This window comes from Clostridium sp. 001 (genome assembly GCF_019056555.1).
Lineage (GTDB): Bacteria > Bacillota > Clostridia > Clostridiales > Clostridiaceae > Clostridium_B > Clostridium_B ragsdalei.
Map to the genome: position 1 here is coordinate 467313 of NZ_CP020473.1, position 26300 is coordinate 493612.

Sequence of the window (26300 nt, forward strand, 5' to 3'; positions counted from 1 at the left end):
TTATCCCCTCCATCTATAATCATATATTTTTCGCTTTACCATACTATTTTTTACTTCTATACTTTTTTTCATATACTTTAATACAATTTCCAAAGTTCCATCAATTAATGCTTCTCTTACTGATGGAATTTTTTCTATGCTATTTTTAATACGCCCTTTTAATTTGTAAAAGTCTTCTTCATCTTTTACAGCAATATCTATATACAAAATATTTTTCTTTTCAATATAAACATTATAATTTATTACCTCTTCAAAAGACAAGATTATTTCATCCAAATCTCTCATAGATAGGAATTTATTTTTACCTATTACAATTTTATTTTCCATCCTTCCATGAACTCTTTCCATAGTCTTTAAAAAAGTACCACAAGCGCACAAACCTGCTTTAAAACACCCTATATCACCTGTTTTATATCTTATTAAAGGCATTCCTTCTCTTGTAAGAGTTGTAAATACTATCTCTCCATATTCTCCATCTTTTGCTACCTTTCCTGTACGAGGATTTATTACTTCAAAATACAGATCATTTTCTCTCATATGGTAACCACTTAAAGCCTCACATTCTACTCCTCCTCCATACCCCATTTCCGTCATACCATAGTGTGTGAAAACTTTACAGTTAAATTTATGTGTAATTTCTCTTATTAATGTTTCTGGCACATAATCAGCACTTAGAAGAATTTTTTTTATATTGGCTTTAAATGTTTCAGATTCCACTCTGGAAAAATACAATACCTGAAGTGGAATCCCTACTATACAATCTATACCTTTTTCCTTTATAAATTCTGCAGTATCCTTAGGATTTACAAGTACACCTTGAACATAACATGTTATATCTATATCCTTTAACGCTTTTTTTAGCAAATCTCCTATACTGCCATGACTATTTCCTGGTAAAAGCACCAATACCCTGTCATTTTTATTTACAATACACTGCATACCATATTTAAAAAATTCTACAGTAAGATCTAAGTCCTTTTCCGTAAAATATATTCTTTTTTCTTCTCCACTTGTTCCCGAAGTTCTTAACGTTACTATCCTGGCAACATCTCTTTGAGGTACGCATAAAAAATTATTTGAGTTTTCTTTTATATGTTCTGGCAATGTAAAAGGAATTTTTTCAAAATATTTAAAGGATTTTATATCATCTTCCTCAATATTTTTCAAATATTCCTTATAAAACTTACTATATTTTTTTCCGTAATCTATAACTTTTCTTATTTTATTTAACTGATAATTTTCTAAAGCTTCCCTACTTTTTTCCTTTATCCCCGTTTTATCCACTATCCATGCTTCAAGTGGTGTCAGCTTCATTTTGCCCTCTCCCCTTTAACTCCACAGTTTCTGTAAATCCACATTTCAAATGTCTTGAAATGCCATGGTAGATATACTAAAAGTATAGCTATTTATATTGTACAATATTTTATCCCAACTGTTAATTTTACTAATCATCCCTATTTCCAAATTCATATCCATACTTACATATTATCTGTTGAATCTTCTCATAACTTTTCAATAAAACATCTCCACACTTTACAGGATAATTTATATTACCATTTTCATCAGTTATTTTTTGAATTCCTATTATATCTCTGCACTCTGTGCTTTCAAATTTTTCTTTAAACCAATCTATATATTCACTTAACATAGGTTGAAAATTTTCGCCATAATATTCTCTAGGCTCACCTTTTCCTGCATAAAGTCCTATAACAGCTATACCTCCAGTTAAAATTCCGCAAACCTTTTCGCTAGATCCTAATCCCCCACAAAGGCCATTTAAGGCCTTTATTAAATCTGTTTTTTCTTTTTCCTCATCCTCTAAAGCCAATTTAAGCATTATTTGGTTACAACAAAATCCTGATGAAGCCAATTTATATATACGAAAAGCAGTATCATTTATAACTTTTATTCTCCTTCTCTGCTATCATCACTTATCTTCCAGTCCCTTTTCTACCTCCTTCATTTTTCCTAATGCAAGTTTCTCATCTATAATTACCATTTTACATTGTGGACACTGCATGAGTTCAACTTCAAAATTTCCTCCAAGATATAAAACCTTTACCTGTCTAAGTTCTAATTCTTTATTACATTTGTCACAAATCCATGGAGTTTTCTCTTCTTTATTAATATTCATAGCTATTCCTCCACTACTTCCATCCTATGGCTGTAAACGTCTTTAACAAAAATTTGATTTTCATTTTTTTCATATTCTACCCAATAGGTAACACTACCAATCCTAAGTCTGCATAAATAATGAGAATTTTCAGGATTAAAAAATCTCTCTTTATTTTTTTGCGCATTATCTACTGCTTTTTCTATATCTTCAAGCAAAATCAGTCTTTCTTCCATTTGATTTTGCACATTGTCCGGTATATTTAATTTAAATCCATAATCCTTTTTAAAGTCATTCATTTCCTCATTCCATATTTCTTTTAAAAGTTTCTTTTTAACAAGTGCCCTATTTTCATGACGCTTTGAAAGACTTGGAACTTTTCTCAGTCCGGCTTCTTCTAAATTATTGCTATAAATTAAGTCTAAGATATGGAAGGTTTTTTTACCTTCATCTATAAATAGATCCTTACACATTGCACAGTAAACTAAATAATCCAGGTTACTTTCACCTATCCTATCTTTTGCAAATTCCCTAGACTGCTCTCTATTTGCAAAATATACTAAGCCTCCATAGCCACAGCACTTAGTTTTTTCTTTTGAAAATTTGAGTTCTTTTATTTCATATCCTAATTTGTCTGCTATACTTCTTATACTTTCGTGAATTTCTTTATTATGCCTTGTTGAACATGCATCTTGTACAGCTAACACTTTCTTTTTCTCTGTTTTATTATTTTTCATGGTACCATATTTATCCATAACTTCCCATAGAGAAATAAGTTTAATATCCGGTATATATTTTTTAAAGTTTCTATAGCAACTTGAGCAAGCTAAAATAAAAGTTGGCTTTCCTGCTTTTTCCCACTTATCTTTCATATCCTCCATATTCTTCTTCACTAAATCCTGTCTTCCAGCCCAATCTGCTGGTGCACCGCAGCAGCCTAACATTATCCCAACTCCATCTTTAATATTATCCATGAGATATTTATATATTTCAGGTATATATTCAGGAGAAGAAGCAGGCAGCTGACATCCAGGATAAAACATATATTTCACCTTTTCATATCCCGGCTGATTTTTTACCATAGAAAAATGTTTACTATTACTAAATTCCATATCTCTAAGTCCAAAATCATGAGCTGACACAGGCATTTTTTCTCTTTCTACCATACTTTCACGGGTTTCTTGTATTATATCCTTCATGTCTAAATTAGAAGGGCACACTTCACCACAAAGTCCGCAAAGAGTACATGAATTAATCATTTCATTTGCATAATGATCTCCTAGTACTATGTTTTCATTATGATTTATCTGCCTTATATACTTTCTAGGTTCAGTATTATACTTTCTTAAATGTGGACAATTTTTAGCACACTGTGAACATTCACATTTCAAACATCTTTGTGCTTCTTCTATTGCCTCCTTTTCATTATATACTGAAGAAGTCCTTTTAATAGGTTCTACAGTTTCTATATCATCCAATTGAAGTTTTAAGGGAGTATCATAAGGACCTTCATTTTCTCTAGCTGCTGTAAGAGAAGTTTTTTGAAGGTATCTGTCAATGGATGTAGCTGCCCTTCTTCCAGAACTTATGGAAAGTATAACTGAATCGCCTTTGTTTACAACTCTTCCCCCTGCAAACAAAGAACTATCCTCCACCTGGAAAGTTTGTGGATTTACTTTTAAATCTTTTTTCCAAGTTCCTGTCCCCATGTAAACTGCATCATAGGTATTGAGTATATCCTCCAATTTTTTTTCATCTACAAATTCATTGAACTTAATTGTTATATCGTCTTTATTCATTATTTCTAGTTCTTCTTCTATCGTTTGCTTTGAAAGTTGTTCCCCCTGGAAGTTCCACAATCTGCCGCCTATTTTATCACTTTTTTCGTAGACAGTAACTTGATATCCTTTTCTATCCAAGTCGAAAGCAGCAACAATACCACTTATACCTGCGCCTATTACTGCAACCTTTTTTTCATTTTTAGGTATAGGAATAGACTTTTTGGGGGAAGAAAAACCTAACTCTATTGCTGTCCTTTCAAGCTCATGTATATTTATGCCTCCACCTAATTTATTTCTAGGACATACGCCCTTGCAAGGCTCATCACATATACTTCCTATTATTCTTGCAAAAGGAACCTTCTTAGACATAATTTTATAGGCTTTTTTAAAGTCTCCCTTTTGTATTTCTTCAATAAAAGCTTTTACATCCATGTGTAAAGGACACCCTGCTATACAGGCTGAAGGTTTGTCTCCAATACATAACTCTCTTCTATTTAGTAGTTTATTTAAATCCATAGAACTTCTCACCTTCCTTTATAGATTATTAACTCTAGAACTAAACTTATAAAGTTATTTTCTTTTGCTTAAATCTTTGTAATATTCATTTCTTCATGTATATTTTAAATCATCTAATAATGAAATGATACTGGATAAGTTTAGTCTCAATGTTAATTATCTATAACAGAAAGGAATCAGAAACTTAAAAAAACACTTCAATATAAAATGTAGAAATTATTTGCTTCTGATTCCTTTATAGAGATATGCCTAATATACGTTATCTCTTATTTTTTAAGTGCTGCCAAAACCTTCTCAGGTAAAGCTGGTAATTTAGTAATACGTGCTCCACAGGCATTATATATTGCATTAATTATTGCTGCATGTGGTGCTGAAAGTGGCATTTCTCCAGCTCCTGCTGCTCCGTAAGGTCCGTTTGGTCTTGGTGTTTCCTGATGAATAAGTGTTATATTGTCCGGAACATCTTTTATTTGAGGTATTCCACAAGCTGTAAGTGTAACATGTTTCTTTAAATCTTCAAAGTCTTCACTTAAAGCGAGTCCTATACCTTGAACTAATCCACCATAAAGCTGTCCTTCAATTACTATTTTATTTACTATAGTACCGCAATCTGAAACCATAGTAAGATTTTCAACTTTAGTCTTTCCTGTATTGACGTCGACTTCTACTTCTGCCATAAGTACACCATACATATATACAGGGAATGGATTTCCTTGACCTGTCTCTACATCACAAGCAGTACATGGTGCAGTCCACTCTCCATCATATTTTACTGGAAGACCTTGGCCTACCATCTCATCATAAGTTCTATAAGTTCCATATTCTTTTTTCAAAGCATTTACTAAGTTTTCACAGGCAACTCTTGTAGCATTACCAGTTAAAACGTTGGAACGACTTCCACCTGCAGGACCGCTGTCTGGAGTAAATTTCATATCATTCATAACAAGCTTAATTTGTTCAGGTTTTATTCCTAAAGGTTTTAAAGTTTCATGAGCAATTGTGAGTGTTCCCATATCAGCACCTTGGCCATGATCTTCCCAGGAGTTTGCTACAGTAACACCCTCTGGAGTAATTTCAGCCCAAGCTCTTGATGTATCTGGGCCGTCTAGGCCGCATCCATATATGAGAAGTGAAACTCCCACACCATATTTTTTATCTCCAGAACTAGCATTATTTTTATCCTTAGCTCTCTTTTTTGCTTCATTATAAAATGGCCTTAATTTATCTATTGCCTGAGGCAGACAAATTACATCTGGAGGACATCCATTTGGGGTCGTATCTCCTTCTCTATAAACATTCTTATATCTAAATTCTAGAGGATCCATTCCAACCTTCTCAGCTAGCTCATCAACTGCTACTTCTGACGCAAATAGGGATTGAGGTGAACCATATCCTCTAAATGCAGAACCCCAAGCATGGTTTGTAGCTACAGTACGACCTGCACCTCTTATATTTGGAACATTATATCCAGCACCTATAAATTGAGTTCCTCTCATTGTCAAAAGGTCTCCAAATTCAGAATATGGGCCGTGATCTACACTCCAGTCTGATTCCATTGCCTTTATCTTTCCATCTTTATCTGCACCATATTTAACATGCATGAAGAATGGAGATCTCTTTCCAGTATATGTTATTTGCTGATACATATTGAATTCAAGGTACACAGGCCTTTTAGTTACCATAGCAGCTACTCCAAGAAGTCCTTCCATTGTTGGACTAAATTTATAACCAAATGTACCTCCTGTAGGATTTTGAACTATTTTAAGTTTTTCGAGTGGTATTCCTATTCCATCTGCAACCATTGCTGCATGTATGTGTATTCCAACGCTCTTTGAATGTACCATTAAATCTCCGTCTTCATCGAAATATGCGAATCCAACATCTGGTTCAAGTGGTAAATGTGGTTGTCTTCCAACATAAAAATCATCTTCAACAACATAAGGAAGAGAACCCATTAAAGGTTTTGTATCTTCGCCTTTTTTAGTACCACATTCAAAGTAAATATTAGGAGTTCCTGGATGAATTTCTATAGCATCTTCAGCCATAGCAGCTGGTGCACTCATATAAGCTGGTAACTCTTCTAACTCTACTTTAACTTTTCCCACTGCTGCTTCAGCTACTGTTGGATTCTCTGCCAAAACCATAGCTAAAGCATCTCCGAATTGGAAAACCTTCTTATCATTTAATATAGGTCTTTCAAGTCCATCTCCCTTATTGGATGGGAAAGCCAAACCGTTTATTCTATTGCTGCCTGGTACATCTTTATATGTTATTACTTTATATACTCCAGGCATTTTTTCTGCTTCTGAAGTATCTATAGATATTATATTGGCATGGGATACTGTTGCCTGAACTAATTTGATGTGCAATGTTCCTGGTGGAAGTTCTAGTCCAAGATCTGCTCCAAATTCCCATGATCCTGTTACTTTTGCAAGAGCAGATGGACGTACTACACTTGAACCAAGCAAGGTTCCATCTTTAGGAAGTTTAGCCCATATGTCTTCCTTTCTTATTTCTCCTCTCATAAGTTTTGCTGCTTCCATTACAGAATCAACTATTGGTTTGTATCCCGTACATCTACATACATTTCTATGTTTTTGGAACCAATCTCTTACTTCTTCCCTAGTCGGATTTATGTTTTCATCTAAAAGTGCCTTTGCAGAAACTATAAATCCAGGAGTACAGAATCCACACTGTGCAGCACCATGAACCATCCATGCTAACTGTAGTGGATGAAGATGCTCATTAGTGCCAACTCCTTCTATAGTTATAATATTCGCTTCATCAGGAACTCTTTTAATTTTGGTTATACAAGCTCTTACAACCTTTCCATCCAAAATTATAGAGCAGGCACCACATTCTCCTTTTCTACATCCAACTTTTGTTCCAACCAGATGTAATTGTTTTCTCAAAACATCTGCTAAAAATGCCTCAGGATCTGCTATAACAGTCCTTTTAACTCCATTAATAATTAAACTCTTTTTTAACATATTGTACCTCCCTAATTTTATATTATTGGAAGAAACATTAATTTCAATATTATTATGAGCAATAATTAATACCAATATTCAAAATGTTGAACTCACCTATGTTTTCTTTAAACTTTCTTTTTGAAACATAATTAGAGGGTTACCAACAGCATATCTGTAAGTAACCCTCTAATTATATTTTTTGAATGAAGAATATTACATTTGTATATTGTACTTTTTTATCTTGCTGTATAAAGTATTTCTCCTTATACCAAGCGCTTCTGCTGAATGAGTTATATTTCCCTTAAACTTCTTCAATACTTTAATTACATGTTCCTTTTCCATATAATCTAACTTTAAACAATCATCACTAATGTCCACAAGTACCTCATTATCACAGTTTTCTTCTGTAAAATAACCTGCTGGTATAGATCCTGTATTTACAATTAGTTCAACCAAATTTTCCAATTCTCTTATATTCCCAGGCCAATTATAATTAATCATTTTCTTCAAGTATTCTTCTGATATAACTGGCTCTTTTTTATTTAACTTTTGTGCTATATTCTTAACAAAATATTGAATAAGAAGATGTATATCCTTTTTTCTTTCTCTAAGTGGAGGTAAGAATAAAGGCAGCACATTTAGCCTATAATATAGATCCTTTCTAAATCTTCCAGCTTCTACTTCTTTTTTTAAATCTCTGTTTGTGACAGCTATAATTCTTACATCTACAGGTATAGACTTTGAACTCCCGATTCTCGTTATTACACCTTCCTGTACAACTCTTAGAAGCTTTGTCTGCATATCAAGAGGCATTTCTCCAATTTCATCCAGCATTATAGTTCCGCCATCTGCCAATTCAAATTTTCCAAGGTTACCACCCTTTTTAGCTCCTGTAAAAGCTCCTTCTTCATATCCAAAAAGCTCTGACTCTATAAGTTGTTTAGGTATAGCACCACAATTTAAAGCTACAAATGGTCCATCTACTCTGCTGCTGTAATTATGAATTGACTGTGCAAACACTTCTTTTCCCGTACCGCTTTCTCCCATTATAAGTATAGTTGATTTACTATCTGAAATCTTTTTTGCATAATTTACTACCTTTGTAAAGTTTTCATCCTGCCCCATTATTTTACCAAAGGTATAGTAAGCTTGGCCATCATTCTTTTTATTTACCTTTTTAGCTTTTTCAAAAACATAAACTATCTCAATATTATTATCATCATCACAATTGTATATTGAACTAGTAGTTACTTGATACTGAATCTTATTTCTTAGTGAAACCATAATTGTTTCTTTTAAAGCACTTTCTCCTAAATACATAGATGTTTTTATATCATTCCAGTTTTCTATAATATCTTCCATATTGTTTGTTTCTAACTTATTGCCCCTTATGCCAAACATATCCTGTGCCTTCTTATTGCAAATTTTTATCTTACCATTTATATCTGAGGTTATTATAGCAACAGGACTGGAATTAAATATATTTTTTATATGCTTGTAATTCATATTTTGAATCTTATTGTACTCTTTTACTTTAAGCATTTCTTCTATAGCATTTGACGCTGCTATAACCATACCAAGGGTATGGGAATGTACAAACTCAATATATCCAGTAAGATTCAATACGCCTATAAGTTTTCCCTTATTATCTTTTATAGGTGCCGCAGAACATGTCCATCTATGATATGCATTAATAAAATGATCATCTCCAGAAATTTGGACTGGCAGCTTACTTTTTATAACTACGCTCATAGCATTTGTTCCAATGTTTTCTTCATTCATAAAAGCTCCCGGTACCATTTTCAAAGAAAAAGCTTCTTCAAGTATTTTTTCATCACCTAATGCATTTAATATACATCCCTCTCCATCTGTAAGTAATACAAAAAAATTAAATCCCTTTACAAAATTAATTAGCTGCTCCATATAAGGTGCTGCAGTTAATATTAAATTCCTGTTAGCTGCAAATCTTTTCTGTAATTCAGCATCGTGTATTATTTTTTTACTAAAGACCTGGTGTGAATCAATACTGAACTTTTTACATCTTCTATGTGAAAGTTCTATATTAGGCTTGGATACAACTGCATTGTCCAATTTGCAAATAGCTGCATTCATTATAATCCCCCCGTCATAATAACAATTTTCAATTCAACCTTGTATTATTATAGGAAAGTCCATTAACATTCTTCTATTTTCCCATTATAGAAGAATATCATACTTAAATAATCATAGCTTGAACTTTATTTTTTTGATTGAAGGACTCCCTTTTAACTTTTATAAGTTCTGCTACAATACTTATTGCTATCTCTTCAGGAGTTTGCGCAAATATAGTAATACCTATAGGGCTGTGTACCCTTTTTAAGTCTTTCTCTGTATATCCTTCATCTAAAAGACAGTTATATACAACTTCTTTTTTGGCCTTACTTCCTATCATACCTATATATTTTGCATCAGTTCTAAGAATTTGCCCCAGCACTTCCTTGTCATAGGCATGCCCCCTAGTGACTATTACTATATAACTGTTATTATCCACATTTATATATTTAAGTATATTTTCAAAAGAAGGAACTACTTTTACTTCTTCAACATCTTTAAATCTCTCTCTATTTGCAAATTCTTTCCTATCATCTATGACAATAGTTTTAAAATCCAATATTTTTGTTACTTCTGCAATTTTTTGTGATACATGCCCTGCTCCTATTATATATAGGGTTCTACAATTTAAAACAGGTTCTATTAAATAATGTCCCTCCTCTAGATCAATATACTGCATAGTAATATGTTTAAATTCTTCTCTTATCTTTCTTATTACACACTGAACTTTCTCGTCTTCTTCACCATAAAGTGATGATTCACTACAAACCCATTTATCTATACCTTTTATGCTCTTTCCTTCTTCAGGGATCCTGGTTACAATTACAAAATTATCACCTCTTCTCTTTAACTTCTGAACATTTTTATACATTTCCACCATCTTATTATCATTGTAATCCACATATTCCAAAAGCAGTTTAATGTCTCCACCACATGCTGTTTCTAGTTTTTCCACTCTTTCATTAGTAAGTGAACATTTTTTAATTATATATGCACCATTTTCAAAAACTTTTGAAGACAATTTTATAGCTGCAGCTTCAAATATACCCCCACCTATGCTCCCTATAACTGAAAAATCCTTTTTTATAATCATCTTGGTGCTCTCTTCTCTAGAGGCAGATTTCGATTTTTTTAAAATAGTAGCTAAAACAAAGTCTTCCTTTTTATCCAAAAGCTCATTTATTGTTTCATAAATATCCTCCATAATTACCCTCTCCCCCTATTATCATGTACCTTTTCTTCATCACTATCTATGCTTCAAGGGATGTCATTTTCATTTTGACTTTGCAATTTCTATAAATATAATTTCCTTCTACATCTGTAATGTTATACATACAAAACGGTATAAGTTTTCCTTCTTCACTTACTACATGAATACAGCAGTCCTTTACTCTTTCCAAATCCACATTCCAGATATCTTGAAAGGCCATGCCAGATATACTAAAAGAATAATTATTTATGTTGTATAATATTTTATCCCAGCTATCAATTTTACTAGATTTCACCTTTGTATTAGGATTAATCACTTTTCTAGAAGACCAGTTTCGTGAAACAAACTCTTTGGCTTTTCTTGCCCCTTCTTCTGCCTTCTCATTTTTGCTGCAGCAACTTTTAGAGTTATTTGTAACATTTATCAATTCTTTTTTATCTTTATATATATAATTGCCATGAAAAGAGCAAAGTGCATTTTCACATCCAGGAGGTTTCATGCTTTCTATTTTAAATTTTCCAAGTGTTTGTTTTTCTATATTTTCTATGATTTCAGGTAGGGTAATTCTTTGTTCTTCTTTAGGAATAAATGGTACCCTTCCAAAATAACTCACAGGTTGAAAATGTACTCCCCTTACTGCCGGCATATTATTCAATCCAAAATTTATAATTTCCCCTATATTATCCTCATTTATTCCGGGAACTATAGTTGGTACAAGAACTACACCTATATTATGCTTTCTACAGTTTTCTATAGCTTTCACCTTAAGGTTCAAAAGTTCAGCTCCCCTTAATTTTCTATATATCAAATCCGTTGTACCATCAAATTGTAAAAAAATCGAACTAAGTCCTGATATCTTTAATTTTTTAACATACTCCTCATCTTGTGCCATGCGTATACCATTGGTATTCACCTGTATGAATTTGAATCCAAGTTTCCTTCCTAATTTTACTATATCAGGTAAATCATCTCTAATCGTAGGCTCTCCCCCTGACAACTGTACATTACAGCTTCCAGAAGACTCTAGTAATTTTTTATACATAAATTTTATTTTTTCTATGGAAATATCTTTTTCCTTACCTGCATAAGAATCTGCAAAACAAAATTTGCACTTTAAATTACATCTTTGAGTAACTTCTATTAAAGCTGTACATGTATGCTGCCTATGCTCACTGCAAAGGCCGCAGTCAAATGGGCATCCTTTTTGGACATTTGTAGAAGGATTTTTTATATAAGCCCTTTCTTTATTTCTAATCCATTTCTTCATGGAAATATTTCCTTTCCATAAGATAGTCTTAAATTGTCCATGATCTGGACAATATTTTTCCATATAAACTTTATTGACATCTAAAACTTTTTTTGCGTCAATCTTTTTTAAACAAATTGGACATAAACTTTGAGTTTCAGAAATTATATCTACACTTTTCACACATCATCATCCCTATCTCCAAAATCATATCCATACTTACATATTATCTGTTGAATCTTTTCATAACTTTTAAGAAGTATTTCTCCACATTTCACAGGATAATTTATATTACCATTTTCATCAGTTATTTTTTGAATTCCTATTATATCTCTACACTCAGTACTTTCAAATTCTTCTTTAAACCAATTTATATATTCACTTAACATGGGCTGAAAATTTTCACTGTGATATTCCCTCGGCTCACCTTTTCCCGCATAAAGTCCTATAACAGCTATACCTCCAGTTAAAATTCCACATACTTTTTCATCGGATCCAAGCCCCCCACAAAGTCCATTCAAAGCCCTTATCAAGTCTGTATTTTCTGTTTCTTCATCTTCTAAAGCCAATTTAAGAATTATTTGAGTACAGCAAAACCCCGATGAAGCTAATTTATATATACGGAAAGCAGTATCATTCATAACATTCATCCTCCTTTTTCGCTATCATTATAAAATAGCCGGGCTTACAATTTTTTAATAGCTGCTGAAATTCACAACCATCTATAGAGCAGCTAGACACTTTATTCCAAAAAATACTCATGGACCCATAAGTAAATATTGTCTTTACCATAAGTTCTTTTAACATATCACTGCAGTCTTCCAAAAGTTCCACATGAAAACCTATATTTTTAACTATACTTTTAAGTTCATCCAAATTATGAAGACCTCTCATACAGCTATTAACTGAAATCTCATGAAGTTCATGGATAAATTCAGGTTTTCTGGCATATACATCTGTAATAATAAACCATCCACCAGGTTTCAATATTCTAAAAACATCCCCTATGACATTATTTAAATTTTCCATAAGGGAAAGGGTACATTCTGCAAAAACTCCATTGAATTCTGCATTATAAAATGGAATTTTTTCACCTTTCCCACAGATAAATTTTAAATTTTTATATATTTTTTTACCTTTATTTATTAATTTTTGAGAAGGATCAAGGCCAACTGCGCTTATATTATATTTTTTACACAAATAATTTAATGTAGCTCCCGTACCACAACCCAAATCCATTATAGAATCTTTTGAAGAAAGTTTGCAAAATTTTACTGCTTTATCTGTCAATGTAAATCCCCCAGGCCTTAGAGTTTCTCCTGTAATATTTTTCATATCATCACTCTCATAAGCATTACAGCATTTCATTATTTATCCTCCAGTCCTTTTTCCACCTCCAGCATTTTACCTAAGGCTAAATCTTCCTCTATAATTACCATCTTGCACTTAGGACACTGCATAAGCTCAACTTCAAAATTTCCACCAAGATAACAAACTTTTACCTTTTTAAGTTCTAATTCTTTACTACACTTATCACAAATCCATGGAGTTGTTCCTTCTTTGATAACATTCATAATTATTCCTCCACTATTTCCATTCTGTGACTATACACACTTTTAACTAAAATTTCATCCTTGCTTCTTTCATATTCTACCCAATAAGTTACATTACTAATTCTAAGTCTGCATAAATAATGTGAATTTTCAGGATTAAAAAATCTTTCTTTATTTTTTTCGGCATTATCTATGGCTTTTTCTATATCGTCAAGTAAAATTAGTCTATCTTTCATTTGATCTTTAACATTATCAGGTATGTTTAATTTAAACTCATAATGCTCTATTAAATCATTTACTTCCTCATTCCATAGATCTTTCAAAAGTTTAATTTTAAGAAGTGTTCTATTTTCACGCCTGCATGAAAGAGTAGGTATTTTTCTTAAAGCAGCTTTTTCTAAATCATCACTGTAAATTAAATCTAAAATATGAAAAGTTTTTTTACCCTCATCTATAAATAAATCCTTACACATTGAACAATAGACTAAATAATCCAGGTTACTTTCATTTATTCTATCTTTTACAAAGTCCTTTGATTGTTCCTTATTGGCAAAATACACAAGTCCTCCGTAACCACAGCATTTAGTTTTTTCTTTTGAAAATTTAAGTTCTTTTATTTTATATCCCAAAGAAGTTGCTACATTTCGTATACTTTCTTGAATTTCTTTATTATATCTAGTGGAACATGCATCATGTACAGTCAATATCTTGTTTTCTTTTATTTTATTGCCCTCAGGCACTCCATACTTATCCATAACTTCCCATAGAGAGATAAAATTCATATCCCCCATATATTTTTCAAACATACTGTAACAGCTAGAACAGGCTAAAATGAAAGTTGGCTTTCCTGCCTCTTCCCACTTATTTCGTATATCTTTTATATTTTTCTCCAGTAAATCCTGTCTTCCAGCCCAATCCGCCGGTGCACCACAGCAGCCCAGCATTATTCCAACTCCATCTTTGATATTTTCCATAAGATATTTATATATTTCAGGTATATATTCAGGAGAGGATGCAGGCAATTGACATCCTGGATAAAACATATATTTAACTTCTTCATATCCCGGTTGATTTTTTACCATTGAAAAATATTTGCTATTGCTGAATTCCATATCTTTAAGTGCAAAATCATGAGCTGATACAGGCATTTTTTCTCTTTCTACCATACTTTCACGGGTTTCTTGTATTATATCCTTCATGTCTAAATTAGAAGGGCACACTTCACCGCAAAGTCCACAAAGAGTGCAGGAATTAATCATTTCATTTGCATAATGATCTCCTAATATTATAACTTCATTGTGATTTATTTGTCTTATATATTTTTTAGGTGTAATATCATATTTTCTTAAGTGAACACAAACATTTGAACACTCTGTGCACTGACATTTTATACATCTGCCTGCTTCTTTAATGGCTTCCTGTTTATTATATCCTAAAGAATTTTTTTTAATTGCTTCTACGCTCTCTATATCATCTAATTTAAGTTTTAAAGGTGTATCATAAGCGCCTTCATTTTCCCTTGCCACCATAAGAGAAATTTTTTGAAGATACCTATCAATGGATATGACTGCTCTTCTTCCAGAGCTTATTGAAAATATAACTGAACTGTTTTTGTTTACAATTCTTCCTCCTGCAAACAAAGAACTATCTTCTACTTGAAAAGTTTGTGTGTTTACTTTTAAATCTTTTTTCCAAACACTTGTTCCTATATAAACTGCATCATAGCTATTTACTATTTCTTCTAATTTCTTTTCATCTACAAATTCATTGAACTTAATTTTTATATCTTTCTTATTCATTACTGCCAATTCTTCTTCTATTGTTTCCTTTGAAAGTTGATCTCCTTGAAAGTCCCATATCCTGCCGCCTATTTTATCACTTTTTTCATAAATAGTAACCTGATATCCTTTTTTATCTAAATCAAAAGCAGCTGTAATACCGCTTATACCTGCACCTACTACTGCTACTTTTTTCCCATTTCTAGGTATTGGAATCGTTCTTTTTTTAGAAAAAAGACCTATTTTTACTACGACTTTTTCAAGTTCATGTATATTTATAGATCCACCTAATTCATTTCTTACACATGCCTCTTCACAAGGATGATCACATATACTGCCTATTATTCTAGTAAAAGGCATCTTTTTAGTCATAACCTTATAAGCTTTCTTGAAGTCATCTTGTTCTATTGCATCAATGAAAGTTTTTACGTCCATGTGTATGGGACACGCAGATATACAAGCTGAAGGTTTATCTGCAATACATAAATTCTCTTTACCTAACAATTTATTTAAATCCATATAACTCCTTCCCCCTTTTTAAATAAAAATGAACCAGAAACTATGAAAACATTATCTTATAATTTTTAACATCAATAGATTTCTTTTCATCAGATGGAATTTTAATTCCATCTGATGACTATTAACAAACCTTTTAGCGTTTTTAGCTCTTAGAAATCTTTATATAATTATTTGTTTCTGATTCATTTAGAGAGATATTTAAATTGTTTTCTTACTATTTTTCTAATTCTTTAAGTGCAGCTAATACCTTTTCTGGACGTGCAGGTAATTTTGTTATCTGTACTCCACAAGCATCATAAATTGCATTAACTATAGAAGCATGAGGTGCTGAAAGTGGCATTTCACCTGCACCTGAAGCACCATAAGGGCCATTTGGTCTTGGTGTTTCTTGATATATTATTTGTATATCATCAGGTACATCTTTAATTTGTGGTATTCCACAACCTGTAAGTGTAGTATGTTTCTTTAAGTCTTCAAAATCTTCACTTAAAGCAAGTCCTATACCTTGGGCTAATCCACCATACATTTGACCATCAACTACTAGTTTATTTACTATAGTTCCTACATCAGCTATCATAGTAAGTTTTTCTACTTTAACTTTTCCCGTAGTAGTATCTACTTCTACCTCTGACATAAGGACACCATACATATAAGTTGGGAATGGATTTCCTTGACCAGTTGCTGGATCAGGAGCTGTACAAGGTGCTGTCCATTTTCCAGCATATTTTAAAGGTTTTTTTGCAGCTACCATTTCATCATAAGTCATGTAAGTACCGTCGTCCTTTTTCATAGCTGCCAGTAAGTTTTCGCAAGCAACTCTAGTAGCATTTCCTGTTAAAACGTTAGAACGGCTTCCACCTGAAGGACCACTGTCTGGAGTAAATTCCATATCATTCATAACTAACTTAATATCTTCTGGCTCTAATCCTAAAGGCCTTAAAGTTTCATGAGCTATAGTTAAAGTTCCCATGTCAGCTCCTTGACCATGATCCTGCCAGGAGTTTCCTACAGTAACCCCTTCTGCAGTTAATTCTGCCCATGCATTTGAACTATCTGGACCATCAAGACCGCAGCTATAAATTAATAAGGAAGTTCCTACTCCATATTTCTTATCTCCAGAGTTAACATTCTTATTTTTAACTCTTTCCTTAGCTTCTTTATATAATGGACGTAACTTTTCAATCATAGTTGGCAGACATATTACATCCGGATCGCAACCTGTAGGGGTTTTATCTCCTTCTCTATAGACATTTTCATATCTCAATTCAAGAGGATCTACACCCATTTTCTTAGCCATTTTATCTACTAAAACTTCTGAAGCAAATAAACTTTGTGGTGAACCATATCCTCTAAATGCTGAACCCCAAGCATGGTTTGTAGCAACTGTTCTTCCTTCTCCTCTTATATTTGGAATATTATATCCTGCACCCATAAATTGTGAGCCCCTTGTAGTTACAAGGTCGCCAAATTCACAATATGGACCATGATCACAAGACCAATCAGTTTCTAATGCAGTAAATTTTCTATTCTTGTCAGCACCTAATTTAAGATGCATAAAGAAAGGTGATCTTTTTCCAGTGTAAGTTATTTGCTGGTACATATTAAACTCAAGGTATACTGGTCTTTTAGTTACCAATGCAGCTACACCGAGAAGTCCTTCCATTGTTGGACTAAATTTATATCCGAAAGTACCACCTGTAGGATTTTGAACTATATAAAGATCCTCTAAAGGTACTCCTATACCATCAGCTACCATAGCTGCATGGCAATGAAGTGCTACACTCTTTGAGTGTACAATTAACTTTCCATCTTCATTAATATATGCACATCCAACATCTGGTTCAAGCGGAAGATGCGGCTGCCTTTGTACATATGAATCATCTTCAACAACATAAGGAAGAGAATCCATTAAAGGTTTTGTATCTTCACCTTTTACAGTGCCACATTCAAAATAAATATTTGGTGTTCCAGGATGAATTTCTATAGCATCCTCAGCCATAGCTGCCGGTGCACTCATATATGCTGGAAGCTCTTCTATTTCAACTTTTACTTTTTTTGCTGCTGCTTCTGCTTGACATGGTGTATCTGCAAGTACCATAGCTATTGCATCACCAAATTGGAAGATCTTTTTATCATTTAATATAGGTCTCTCAAGTCCATCACCCTTATTTGTTGGGAATGCCAATCCATTTATTCTATTTGTACCCGGTACATCTTTATAGGTTAGTACTCTATAAACTCCCTCCATTTTTTCTGCTTCTGAAGTATCTATAGATAATATGTTCGCATGAGATACTGTAGCCTGTACTAGCTTAATGTGTAATGTATTTTCTGGCATCTTTAATCCTAAATCTGCTCCAAAGTCCCAAGTTCCTGTTACTTTTGCAAGAGCAGAAGGACGTATAGCTTCTGAACCTAAAAGGCTTTTTCCCTTTGGAAGCTTATACCATAATTCTTCTTTTGTTACTTCACCACGCATAAGTCTTGCTGCTTCCATTACTGCATCAACTAATGGCTTATATCCTGTACATCTGCAAACATTCCTATGTTTTTGGAACCAGGCTCTAACATCTTCTCTTGTTGGATTACTATTGTGTTCAAGTAATACTTTAGCTGAAATTATGAATCCAGGTGTGCAATAACCACACTGTGCTGCACCGTGGACCATCCATGCTAACTGAAGTGGATGAAGATGTTTTTGATCGCCAACTCCTTCTATAGTTATAATTTCTGCTTCATCTGGAACCCTTTTCATTTTAGTTATACAAGATCTTACTACTTTACCATTCAAAATTACAGAACAAGCACCACATTCTCCTTTTCTACATCCAACTTTTGTTCCAGTAAGAAATGCTTGTTTTCTTAAAACATCTGCCAAACATGCCTCTGGATCTGCTATAATAGTTTTTTTAACTCCATTAATAATTAAATACTTTTTTAGCATACTATACCTCCTCAATTTTTATCTGCAATTTGCAATTCAAATGACATTCATATTACAAATTGTAGATGTGTTTTAATGTTGGTCGAAATATTTAATGTTACTATTCATATAAGCAATAAGTATGCCAATGTTGAAAGTGTCCAAATTAGGTAGTGTTTTTATGACCTTTATTATGTTGTGTTCATTTTTAGATCAAAGTAATCAAAAAATGGTGTTCATTTTTTGATTACTGTTCGCTTTTTGGTCATTCTTCTTTCTTTCCCCATATAGTCATCGGATAAAAACATAATTATAGGGTTACCTACAATATATTTGTAGGTAACCCTCTCTCTTTCTTTTTTTAACGAAAAATATTACATTGCTATATTATACTTCTTTATCTTACTGTATAAAGTATTTCTCCTTATACCAAGTGCTTCTGCTGAATGGGTTATATTCCACTTAAATTTCTTCAATACTTTAGTTACATGTTCTTTTTCCATATAATCCAGCTTTAAACAGTCATCACTAATATTCACAAGTACCTCATTATTACAATCTTCTTCTGTAAAGTAACCCGCTGGTATGGATTCAGTGTTTATAATTAGCTCAACCAGATTTTCTAATTCTCTTATATTCCCAGGCCAATTATAATTAATCATTTTCTTCAAGTATTCTTCTGATATAACTGGCTCTTTTTTATTTAATTTTTGTGCTATACTCTTAACAAAATATTGAATGAGAAGAGGTATATCCTTTTTTCTTTCTCTAAGTGGAGGTAAGAATAAAGGCAGCACATTTAGCCTATAATATAGATCCTTTCTAAATCTTCCAGCTTCCACTTCTTTTTTTAAATCTCTATTTGTAACAGCTATAATTCTTACATCTACAGGTATATATTTTGAACTCCCAATTCTCGTTATTACACCTTCCTGTACAACTCTTAGAAGCTTTGTCTGCATATCAAGAGGCATTTCTCCAATTTCATCCAGCATTATAGTTCCGCCATCTGCCAATTCAAATTTTCCAAGATTGCCACCCTTTTTTGCTCCTGTAAAAGCTCCTTCTTCATATCCAAAAAGTTCTGACTCTATAAGTTGTTTAGGTATAGCACCACAATTTAAAGCCACAAATGGTCCATCTACTCTGCTGCTGTAATTATGAATGGATTGTGCAAACACTTCTTTTCCCGTACCGCTTTCTCCCATTATAAGTATAGTTGATTTACTATCTGAAATCTTTTTTGCATAATTTATTACTTTTGTAAAGTTTTCATCCTGACCCATTATTTTACCAAAAGTATAGTAAGCCTGGCCATTATTCTTTTTATTTACCTTTTTAGCTTTTTCAAAAACATAAACTATCTCAATATTATTATCATCATCACAATTGTATATTGAACTAGTAGTTACTTGATACTGAATCTTATTTCTTAGTGAAACCATAATTGTTTCTTTTGAATCACTTTCTCCTAAATACATAGATGTTTTTATATCATTCCAGTTTTCTATAATATCTTCCATATTGTTTGTTTCTAACTTATTGCCCCTTATGCCAAACATATCCTGTGCTTTTTTATTACAAATTTTTATTTTACCATTTATATCTGAGGTTATTATAGCAACAGGACTGGAATTAAATATATTTTTTATATGCTTGTAATTCATGTTTTGAATTTTATTATACTCTTCTACTTTAAGCATTTGTTCTATAGCATTTGACGCTGCTATAACCATACCAAGGGTATGGGAATGTACAAACTCAATATATCCAGTAAGATTCAATACACCTATAAGTTTTCCCTTATTATCTTTTATAGGTGCGGCGGAACATGTCCATCTATGATATGCATTAATAAAATGATCATCTCCGGAAATTTGAACTGGCAGCTTACTTTTTATAACTACGCTCATAGCATTTGTTCCAATGTTTTCTTCATTCATAAAAGCTCCCGGTACCATTTTCAAAGAAAAAGCTTCTTCAAGTATTTTTTCATCACCTAATGCATTTAATATACATCCCTCTCCATCTGTAAGTAATACAAAAAAATTAAATCCCTTTACAAAATTAATTAGCTGCTCCATATAAGGTGCTGCAGTTAATATTAAATTTCTGTTAGCTGCAAATCTTTTCTGTAATTCAGCATCGTGTATTATTTTTTTACTAAAGACCTGGTGTGAATCAATACTGAACTTTTTACATCTTCTATGTGAAAGTTCTATATACGGCTTAGATACAACTGCATTGTCCAATTTGCAAATAGCTGCATTCATTATAATCCCCCCGTCATAATAACAATTTCTAATTTAACTTTGCATTATTATAGTAAAGTTCATTAACATTATATATAATTACCACAAAAATCAAACACCTTAATAATAGTTAGATATTTAAATTTAGAGTCATTATTTATTTATAAGCAATATATATGCCATTGTTTAAAATGTCCAAATTAGGTAGTTTCTTTATATTTTTTATTATGTATGTTCTTTTTTTGATCAAATCAATTAAAAAAACGGTGTTCGTTTTTTGACTACAGTTCGTTTTTTGAACATATTTTAAATATTGTCATTTATTTCGCATTAATGTTGCTCAAAATTTAAAGGATATTAAACTACCCATTAGCATTATAACTTCTTTTATAGGAGCTCCATTTTTAGGATATTTGCTTATAGCTCAGGGAAAAATCAATGGAATTAATAAAAGACTTCTAAGCTAGAAATTGAATTATTCTCCAGATATTTTTACAATCTTCATCTCCACTCTATATGGAACTAAATATACAAGTTTTCTAACTAAAAAAATAAACTTATACGTAGAAATATTTTTACAATAAACAATCACATTTAAATATTTTGCATATAAATCTTAGTTGAAAATTCATGAAAAAGCTTAGGTTTTTTGAATTGTCTGAGGTACGAGTTTTCAAAAATCCTTAGGTTTTTATGAATTTTCTGCTTAGATTTATCAAAATATTTAACAGTGCTTGTGATTGTAAAAAATATTCGGAGTATAAGTTTATTTTTAGTTTAGAAACTCTACTTGCCTTTATTCCACTTAACTACAGGCTTTCTTGCTGCCTTTACTTCGTCTAATCTTTTAATTACAGTCGTATTTGGTGCTGATTTTACTATGTCGGGATTTTCCTTAGCCTCTTTTGCAATGCTTATCATATCATCTATAAATTCATCCAGTGTTTCCAACTTTTCATTTTCTGTGGGTTCTATCATCATCGCTTCTTTTACGATTAATGGAAAATATATAGTTGGAGGGTGGTATCCGTAATCCAAAAGTCTTTTTGCTACATCCAGAGTTGTAACTCCATTTTCATCTTCTTTCAAGCCCCCAAGTACACATTCATGTTTACAAACTGTATTTATAGGTATATTATAATAATCCTTTAGTCTTTCCTTTATATAGTTGGCATTTAAGACTGCATCTTCACTAACTTCCCTTAATCCATCTGCTCCCATACTCAAGATATAGGAAAATGCCTTTACCATAACTCCAAAGTTTCCATAAAAGCTTCTTACTTTTCCTATGGAATAAGGTCTGTCATAATCCAAATAATATTTGTCTTTGTCTTTAGAAACTACGGGAACAGGTAAAAATTCCATAAGTTTCTTTTTAACTCCTATAGGTCCACTTCCTGGTCCGCCACCGCCGTGAGGTGTTGAAAAAGTCTTGTGAAGGTTCATATGACATACATCAAATCCCATATCTCCAGGTCTTGTCTTTCCCATATTGGCATTCATGTTAGCACCATCATAGTAAAGAAGTCCCCCTGCTTCATGGACAAGTCTAGCTATTTCTATAATATTTTTTTCAAAAAGTCCAAGTGTATTAGGATTTGTAAGCATAAGTCCTGCTACTTCATTACTTAATATGGATTTCAAAGATTCAATGTCCACTGTTCCGTCATCATATGATTTCACTTCTATTATTTCAAACCCTGCACAGGAAGCTGAAGCTGGGTTTGTACCATGAGCTGAATCAGGAACTATAATCTTTTTTCTCTTAAAATCTCCCCTTTTTTCATGGTAAGCTTTTATAATCATAAGTCCTGAAAGTTCTCCATGAGCTCCTGCTGCCGGCTGGAGGGATACAGTTTCAAAGCCTGTTATTTCAGCAAGTTTTTGACTTAATTCATACATAAGTCTTAAAGCTCCCTGGGTAGTCTCTTCTGGCTGATAAGGGTGAAGCTGCGTAAACTCCTTAAAATCTGCCATATCTTCATTTATTTTAGGATTATACTTCATAGTACAGGAACCAAGAGGATAAAATCCCGTATCCACACCAAAGTTTTTATTGGAAAGCAGTGTAAAATGTCTTATTACATCTACTTCACTTACTTCTGGAAGCTCAGGCTCCTCTTTGCCTATAAATTCTTCAGGCAGCAATTTTTCAATGCCTTCTTCTGGTACATCACATTTAGGAAGGGAGTATGCCTTTCTGCCTTCTTTGGAAAGTTCAAAAATAAGTTTGTTATACTCTTTCATTACTCAATTCCCTCCAATACAGAAGTTAATTTATCAATTTCATGCTTTGTCCTCTTTTCAGTGACACATAAAAGCATGGAATTTTTATAAGAAGGATATTTTTTCTCCAGATCATATCCACCTAATATTTTATTTTCAAGTAGTGTTTTATTTACATCTTGTACTGAATTTTTGGAAGTAACTACAAATTCATTAAAAAATGGCTTGTCAAATACAGCTTTGTATTTTCCATTTTCAGTAAGTTTTTTAAATGCATAATGAGATTTTTGAACATTCTGGTAAGCTACTTCTCTAATTCCCTTTTTACCTAGGGTAGTTAAATATATAAGTGCTGTCAGTGCATTTAATGCTTCATTAGAGCATATATTTGAAGAAGCCTTTTCACGTCTTATATGCTGTTCTCTTGCCTGAAGTGTTAGCACATAGCCTCTCTTACCTTCTGAATCCGTAGTTTCACCTACAATTCTTCCTGGAATCTTTCTCATATATTTTTTAGTAGTAGTTAAAAATCCAAGATAAGGACCTCCATAATTCATGCTGTTTCCAAGAGATTGTCCCTCACCTACAACTACATCTGCTCCATACTCTCCAGGACTCTTTAGTATTCCAAGAGAAATAGGATCACAAAATACTATTAAAAGGGATTTATTATCGTGAACATACTTTTCCACATCCTGCAGCTCTTCTATTAGTCCTAAAAAATTTGGTGTTTGAACTATAACTGCTGCTGTATCCTTATTAATCTCACCTTTAAGTTTGTCTATATCAGTAACTCCACCTGCTTCATCTATTTCTATTAGATTTAAATCTTTAAATCTCAAATAGGTTTTAAGTACCTTTCTAACTTCAGGATTTAAAGTTTTTGAAACAACTATATTTTTACGTCTTGTTACATTTGCAGCCATTTGTGCTGCTTCTACACAAGCTGTAGCTCCATCATACATTGAAGCATTTGAAACTTCCATACCTGTTAAATTAGCCATAACCGTCTGGTACTCAAATATAGTCTGAAGTGTACCCTGGCTTATTTCAGCTTGATAAGGAGTATAGGCGGTATAAAACTCAGACCTTGACGTTATGTGTTTTATCACAGAAGGTATATAGTGGTCATAAACTCCTGCACCTAAAAAGCATGTTAGATCATCACAGCTTTTATTTGATTTTGCAATGTCCTTAATGTAAGACTCCACTTCAAGCTCAGACATTCCATCATTTATATTCAATTTTCTATTTAAACGAACGCTTTCTGGTATATCGGAAAACAGATCATCTATGCTGCTTACTCCTATTTTCTCCAGCATAATTTTCTTGTCTTCTTCTGTAAGCGGTAAATAAGGATGCATATAAATCACTCCTTATCACATATTTTTTCATAGTTTGCTGCATCAAGTAAGTCTTTCAATTCAGCTTCATCTGATACTTCAATTGAAATTATCCAATTTTTGTAAGGATCTTCATTTAGACCTTCAGGCCTATCTACAAGTTCCTCATTTACCTCTAACACCTTACCTGAAACTGGTATACACAAATCTGAGGCTGCTTTTACAGATTCAACTGTTCCAAATACATCACCTTTTGAGAATTCTGAATCCACTTCAGGAAGTTCCACAAAAACAATTTCTCCTAAAGAATCCTGTGCAAAATCCGTAATACCTATATAGGCTTTGTCTCCATCAACTTTTATCCATTCATGATCTTCTGAATACAATAATTCCTTTAAAGTTTTCATTTATAAATCCCCCTCACTATTTGTTATAATTTTTATTATAAAATTTTTTACTAACCACTTCGGCTTTCAAAAGCTTATTTCTCACCTTTATAGAAATAGAAGTTCCAATGGATGCATATTTAGAATCAATTAAAGCAAAACCTATATTTTTATTTAAAGAAGGCGAGCGATATCCAGTGGTTACTTCTCCTATTTTCTTATCCTCTGCAAAAACTTCATATCCGTGCCTTGAAATTCCTCTTTCCTTCATTTCAAAACCCACTATTTTTCTCTTTAGTCCTTCTTTTTTCTGCTTTACAAGAGCATCCTTACCTATGAAATTGTCTTTATCTAATTTGACAAAAATTCCTATACCTGCTTCAAGAGGTGTAATTGATTTAGACAATTCATTTCCATAAAGGGGCAAGCTAACTTCAAATCTCAAAGTGTCCCTTGCACCAAGTCCTACTGGTTTTATGCCATCTTCCTTACCTGTTTCAAGTATTTTATCCCACAGATACTCTGCATTTTCAGTTCCTGAATAAATTTCAAATCCATCTTCTCCTGTATATCCTGTTCTTGAAACCAAGCATTTTTTTCCTGCAACTAGTACATCTTTTTTGAAGAAATAGAACTTGATGTTATCTAAGTCTGTATCCGTTAATTTTTGAAGTACTTTTTGCGCATTTGGCCCCTGAATTGCAAGCTGTATAATTGAAGGAGATATATTTTTTATATCTACCTGAAAATTTCCCTTATTTTTCATCATCCAATCAATATCTTTATCCGTATTTGCAGCATTTATTACGAGAAAAAAGTGCTCATTTGTAAATTTATAAACAAGTATATCATCCACTATTCCACCTTCTGGATAGCACATAGGTGTATATAATATTTGGTTTTCTTTAATCTTAGATGCATCATTTGTTATTAAATTTTGAACAAATTCTAGTGCATCTTTTCCTGTTATATCTGCTTCTCCCATATGTGAGACATCAAACAATCCTGCTTTTTTACGTACTGCTTGGTGCTCAGCTGTTATGCCTTCAAATTGTACTGGCATATCCCATCCTGCAAAATCTATTATTTTTGCACCGTATTTCTCATAAGAATCAAACAGCGGAGTTTTCTTTAATTCTTCCATAACATAAGACCTCCTTCATATTTTTATGCATTAAAAAAGGATATGGAGACTATTTACCTAATAGTCCACATATCCTCTGTTTTTTTACCTGAGAGTTTCGATATTAAATATCTTTCACCTTTGGTACTGCTTTTATAGCAGATTTTTCAGAGTTTTGTCCTACAGCGCTCCTTCTACCTGAGAGTTTTTGATATAGCCGTGGCGGTATATCATTGCTTCTTCGGTTAACAACTAGATGTTATCTCGC

18 protein-coding genes and 1 riboswitch are annotated in these 26300 nt (G+C 32.6%); all 18 genes read right to left on the minus strand.

The window, feature by feature from the left end; translation table 11 throughout:
• The gene (locus tag B5S50_RS02030) at positions 1–1314 is read right to left on the minus strand and encodes a DVU_1553 family AMP-dependent CoA ligase (protein WP_217302949.1); all 1314 of its coding nucleotides are present in this window, start codon (positions 1312–1314) and stop codon (positions 1–3) included.
• A gap of 130 nt (positions 1315–1444) precedes the next feature.
• Entirely contained in the window at positions 1445–1837 is a 393-nt protein-coding gene (locus B5S50_RS02035) for a DVU_1555 family C-GCAxxG-C-C protein (protein WP_023161853.1), read from the minus strand.
• A gap of 90 nt (positions 1838–1927) precedes the next feature.
• Positions 1928–2134, minus strand: a complete 207-nt coding sequence (locus B5S50_RS02040; RefSeq protein WP_013239051.1) for a DVU_1557 family redox protein — start codon at positions 2132–2134, stop codon at positions 1928–1930.
• Between the two features lie 2 nt (positions 2135–2136).
• Positions 2137–4410: a pyridine nucleotide-disulfide oxidoreductase/dicluster-binding protein gene (locus tag B5S50_RS02045; RefSeq protein WP_217302950.1), complete on the minus strand. Its 2274-nt coding sequence runs from the start codon at positions 4408–4410 to the stop codon at positions 2137–2139.
• Between the two features lie 266 nt (positions 4411–4676).
• A complete protein-coding gene (locus B5S50_RS02050) occupies positions 4677–7400 on the minus strand; it encodes a molybdopterin-dependent aldehyde oxidoreductase (protein WP_217302951.1) in 2724 nt (907 codons plus the stop codon).
• 195 nt (positions 7401–7595) lie between these two features.
• On the minus strand, positions 7596–9494 hold the full coding sequence (locus B5S50_RS02055) for a sigma-54-dependent Fis family transcriptional regulator (RefSeq protein WP_217302952.1): 1899 nt from the start codon (positions 9492–9494) through the stop codon (positions 7596–7598).
• Positions 9495–9597: 103 nt separating this feature from the next.
• Positions 9598–10677 carry an XdhC family aldehyde oxidoreductase maturation factor gene (locus tag B5S50_RS02060; RefSeq protein ID WP_217302953.1) on the minus strand — a complete coding sequence of 360 codons (1080 nt, stop codon included), beginning with the start codon at positions 10675–10677 and terminating at the stop codon, positions 9598–9600.
• A gap of 46 nt (positions 10678–10723) precedes the next feature.
• Positions 10724–12112: a radical SAM (seleno)protein TrsS gene (gene trsS, locus B5S50_RS02065; protein ID WP_217302954.1), complete on the minus strand. Its 1389-nt coding sequence runs from the start codon at positions 12110–12112 to the stop codon at positions 10724–10726.
• Positions 12109–12570, minus strand: a complete 462-nt coding sequence (locus B5S50_RS02070; RefSeq protein ID WP_013239057.1) for a DVU_1555 family C-GCAxxG-C-C protein — start codon at positions 12568–12570, stop codon at positions 12109–12111. Before B5S50_RS02070 ends, trsS begins: the two co-directional genes overlap by 4 nt.
• On the minus strand, positions 12563–13297 hold the full coding sequence (gene trsM / locus B5S50_RS02075) for a DVU_1556 family methyltransferase (RefSeq protein WP_013239058.1): 735 nt from the start codon (positions 13295–13297) through the stop codon (positions 12563–12565). Before trsM ends, B5S50_RS02070 begins: the two co-directional genes overlap by 8 nt.
• Positions 13297–13503, minus strand: a complete 207-nt coding sequence (locus B5S50_RS02080) for a DVU_1557 family redox protein (RefSeq protein ID WP_013239059.1) — start codon at positions 13501–13503, stop codon at positions 13297–13299. Before B5S50_RS02080 ends, trsM begins: the two co-directional genes overlap by 1 nt.
• A 2-nt stretch (positions 13504–13505) precedes the next feature.
• Positions 13506–15779: a pyridine nucleotide-disulfide oxidoreductase/dicluster-binding protein gene (locus B5S50_RS02085; RefSeq protein ID WP_063601704.1), complete on the minus strand. Its 2274-nt coding sequence runs from the start codon at positions 15777–15779 to the stop codon at positions 13506–13508.
• A gap of 214 nt (positions 15780–15993) precedes the next feature.
• A complete protein-coding gene (locus tag B5S50_RS02090; RefSeq protein ID WP_013239061.1) occupies positions 15994–18723 on the minus strand; it encodes a molybdopterin-dependent aldehyde oxidoreductase in 2730 nt (909 codons plus the stop codon).
• 353 nt (positions 18724–19076) lie between these two features.
• Complete coding sequence (locus B5S50_RS02095; protein WP_217302955.1) at positions 19077–20975, minus strand: sigma-54-dependent Fis family transcriptional regulator; 1899 nt, start codon at positions 20973–20975, stop codon at positions 19077–19079.
• 765 nt (positions 20976–21740) lie between these two features.
• A complete protein-coding gene (gene gcvPB / locus B5S50_RS02100; protein ID WP_217302956.1) occupies positions 21741–23201 on the minus strand; it encodes an aminomethyl-transferring glycine dehydrogenase subunit GcvPB in 1461 nt (486 codons plus the stop codon).
• Positions 23201–24544 (minus strand): aminomethyl-transferring glycine dehydrogenase subunit GcvPA, encoded by a 1344-nt coding sequence (gene gcvPA / locus B5S50_RS02105; protein WP_217302957.1) that lies wholly within the window; start codon positions 24542–24544, stop codon positions 23201–23203. Before gcvPA ends, gcvPB begins: the two co-directional genes overlap by 1 nt.
• Positions 24545–24549: 5 nt before the next feature.
• On the minus strand, positions 24550–24930 hold the full coding sequence (gene gcvH, locus B5S50_RS02110; protein WP_217302958.1) for a glycine cleavage system protein GcvH: 381 nt from the start codon (positions 24928–24930) through the stop codon (positions 24550–24552).
• A gap of 16 nt (positions 24931–24946) precedes the next feature.
• Positions 24947–26053, minus strand: coding sequence for a glycine cleavage system aminomethyltransferase GcvT (gcvT, locus tag B5S50_RS02115; protein WP_217302959.1), 1107 nt, complete (start codon positions 26051–26053; stop codon positions 24947–24949).
• Between the two features lie 66 nt (positions 26054–26119).
• A riboswitch (glycine riboswitch) is annotated at positions 26120–26213 on the minus strand.
• Positions 26214–26300: the final 87 nt, after the last annotated feature.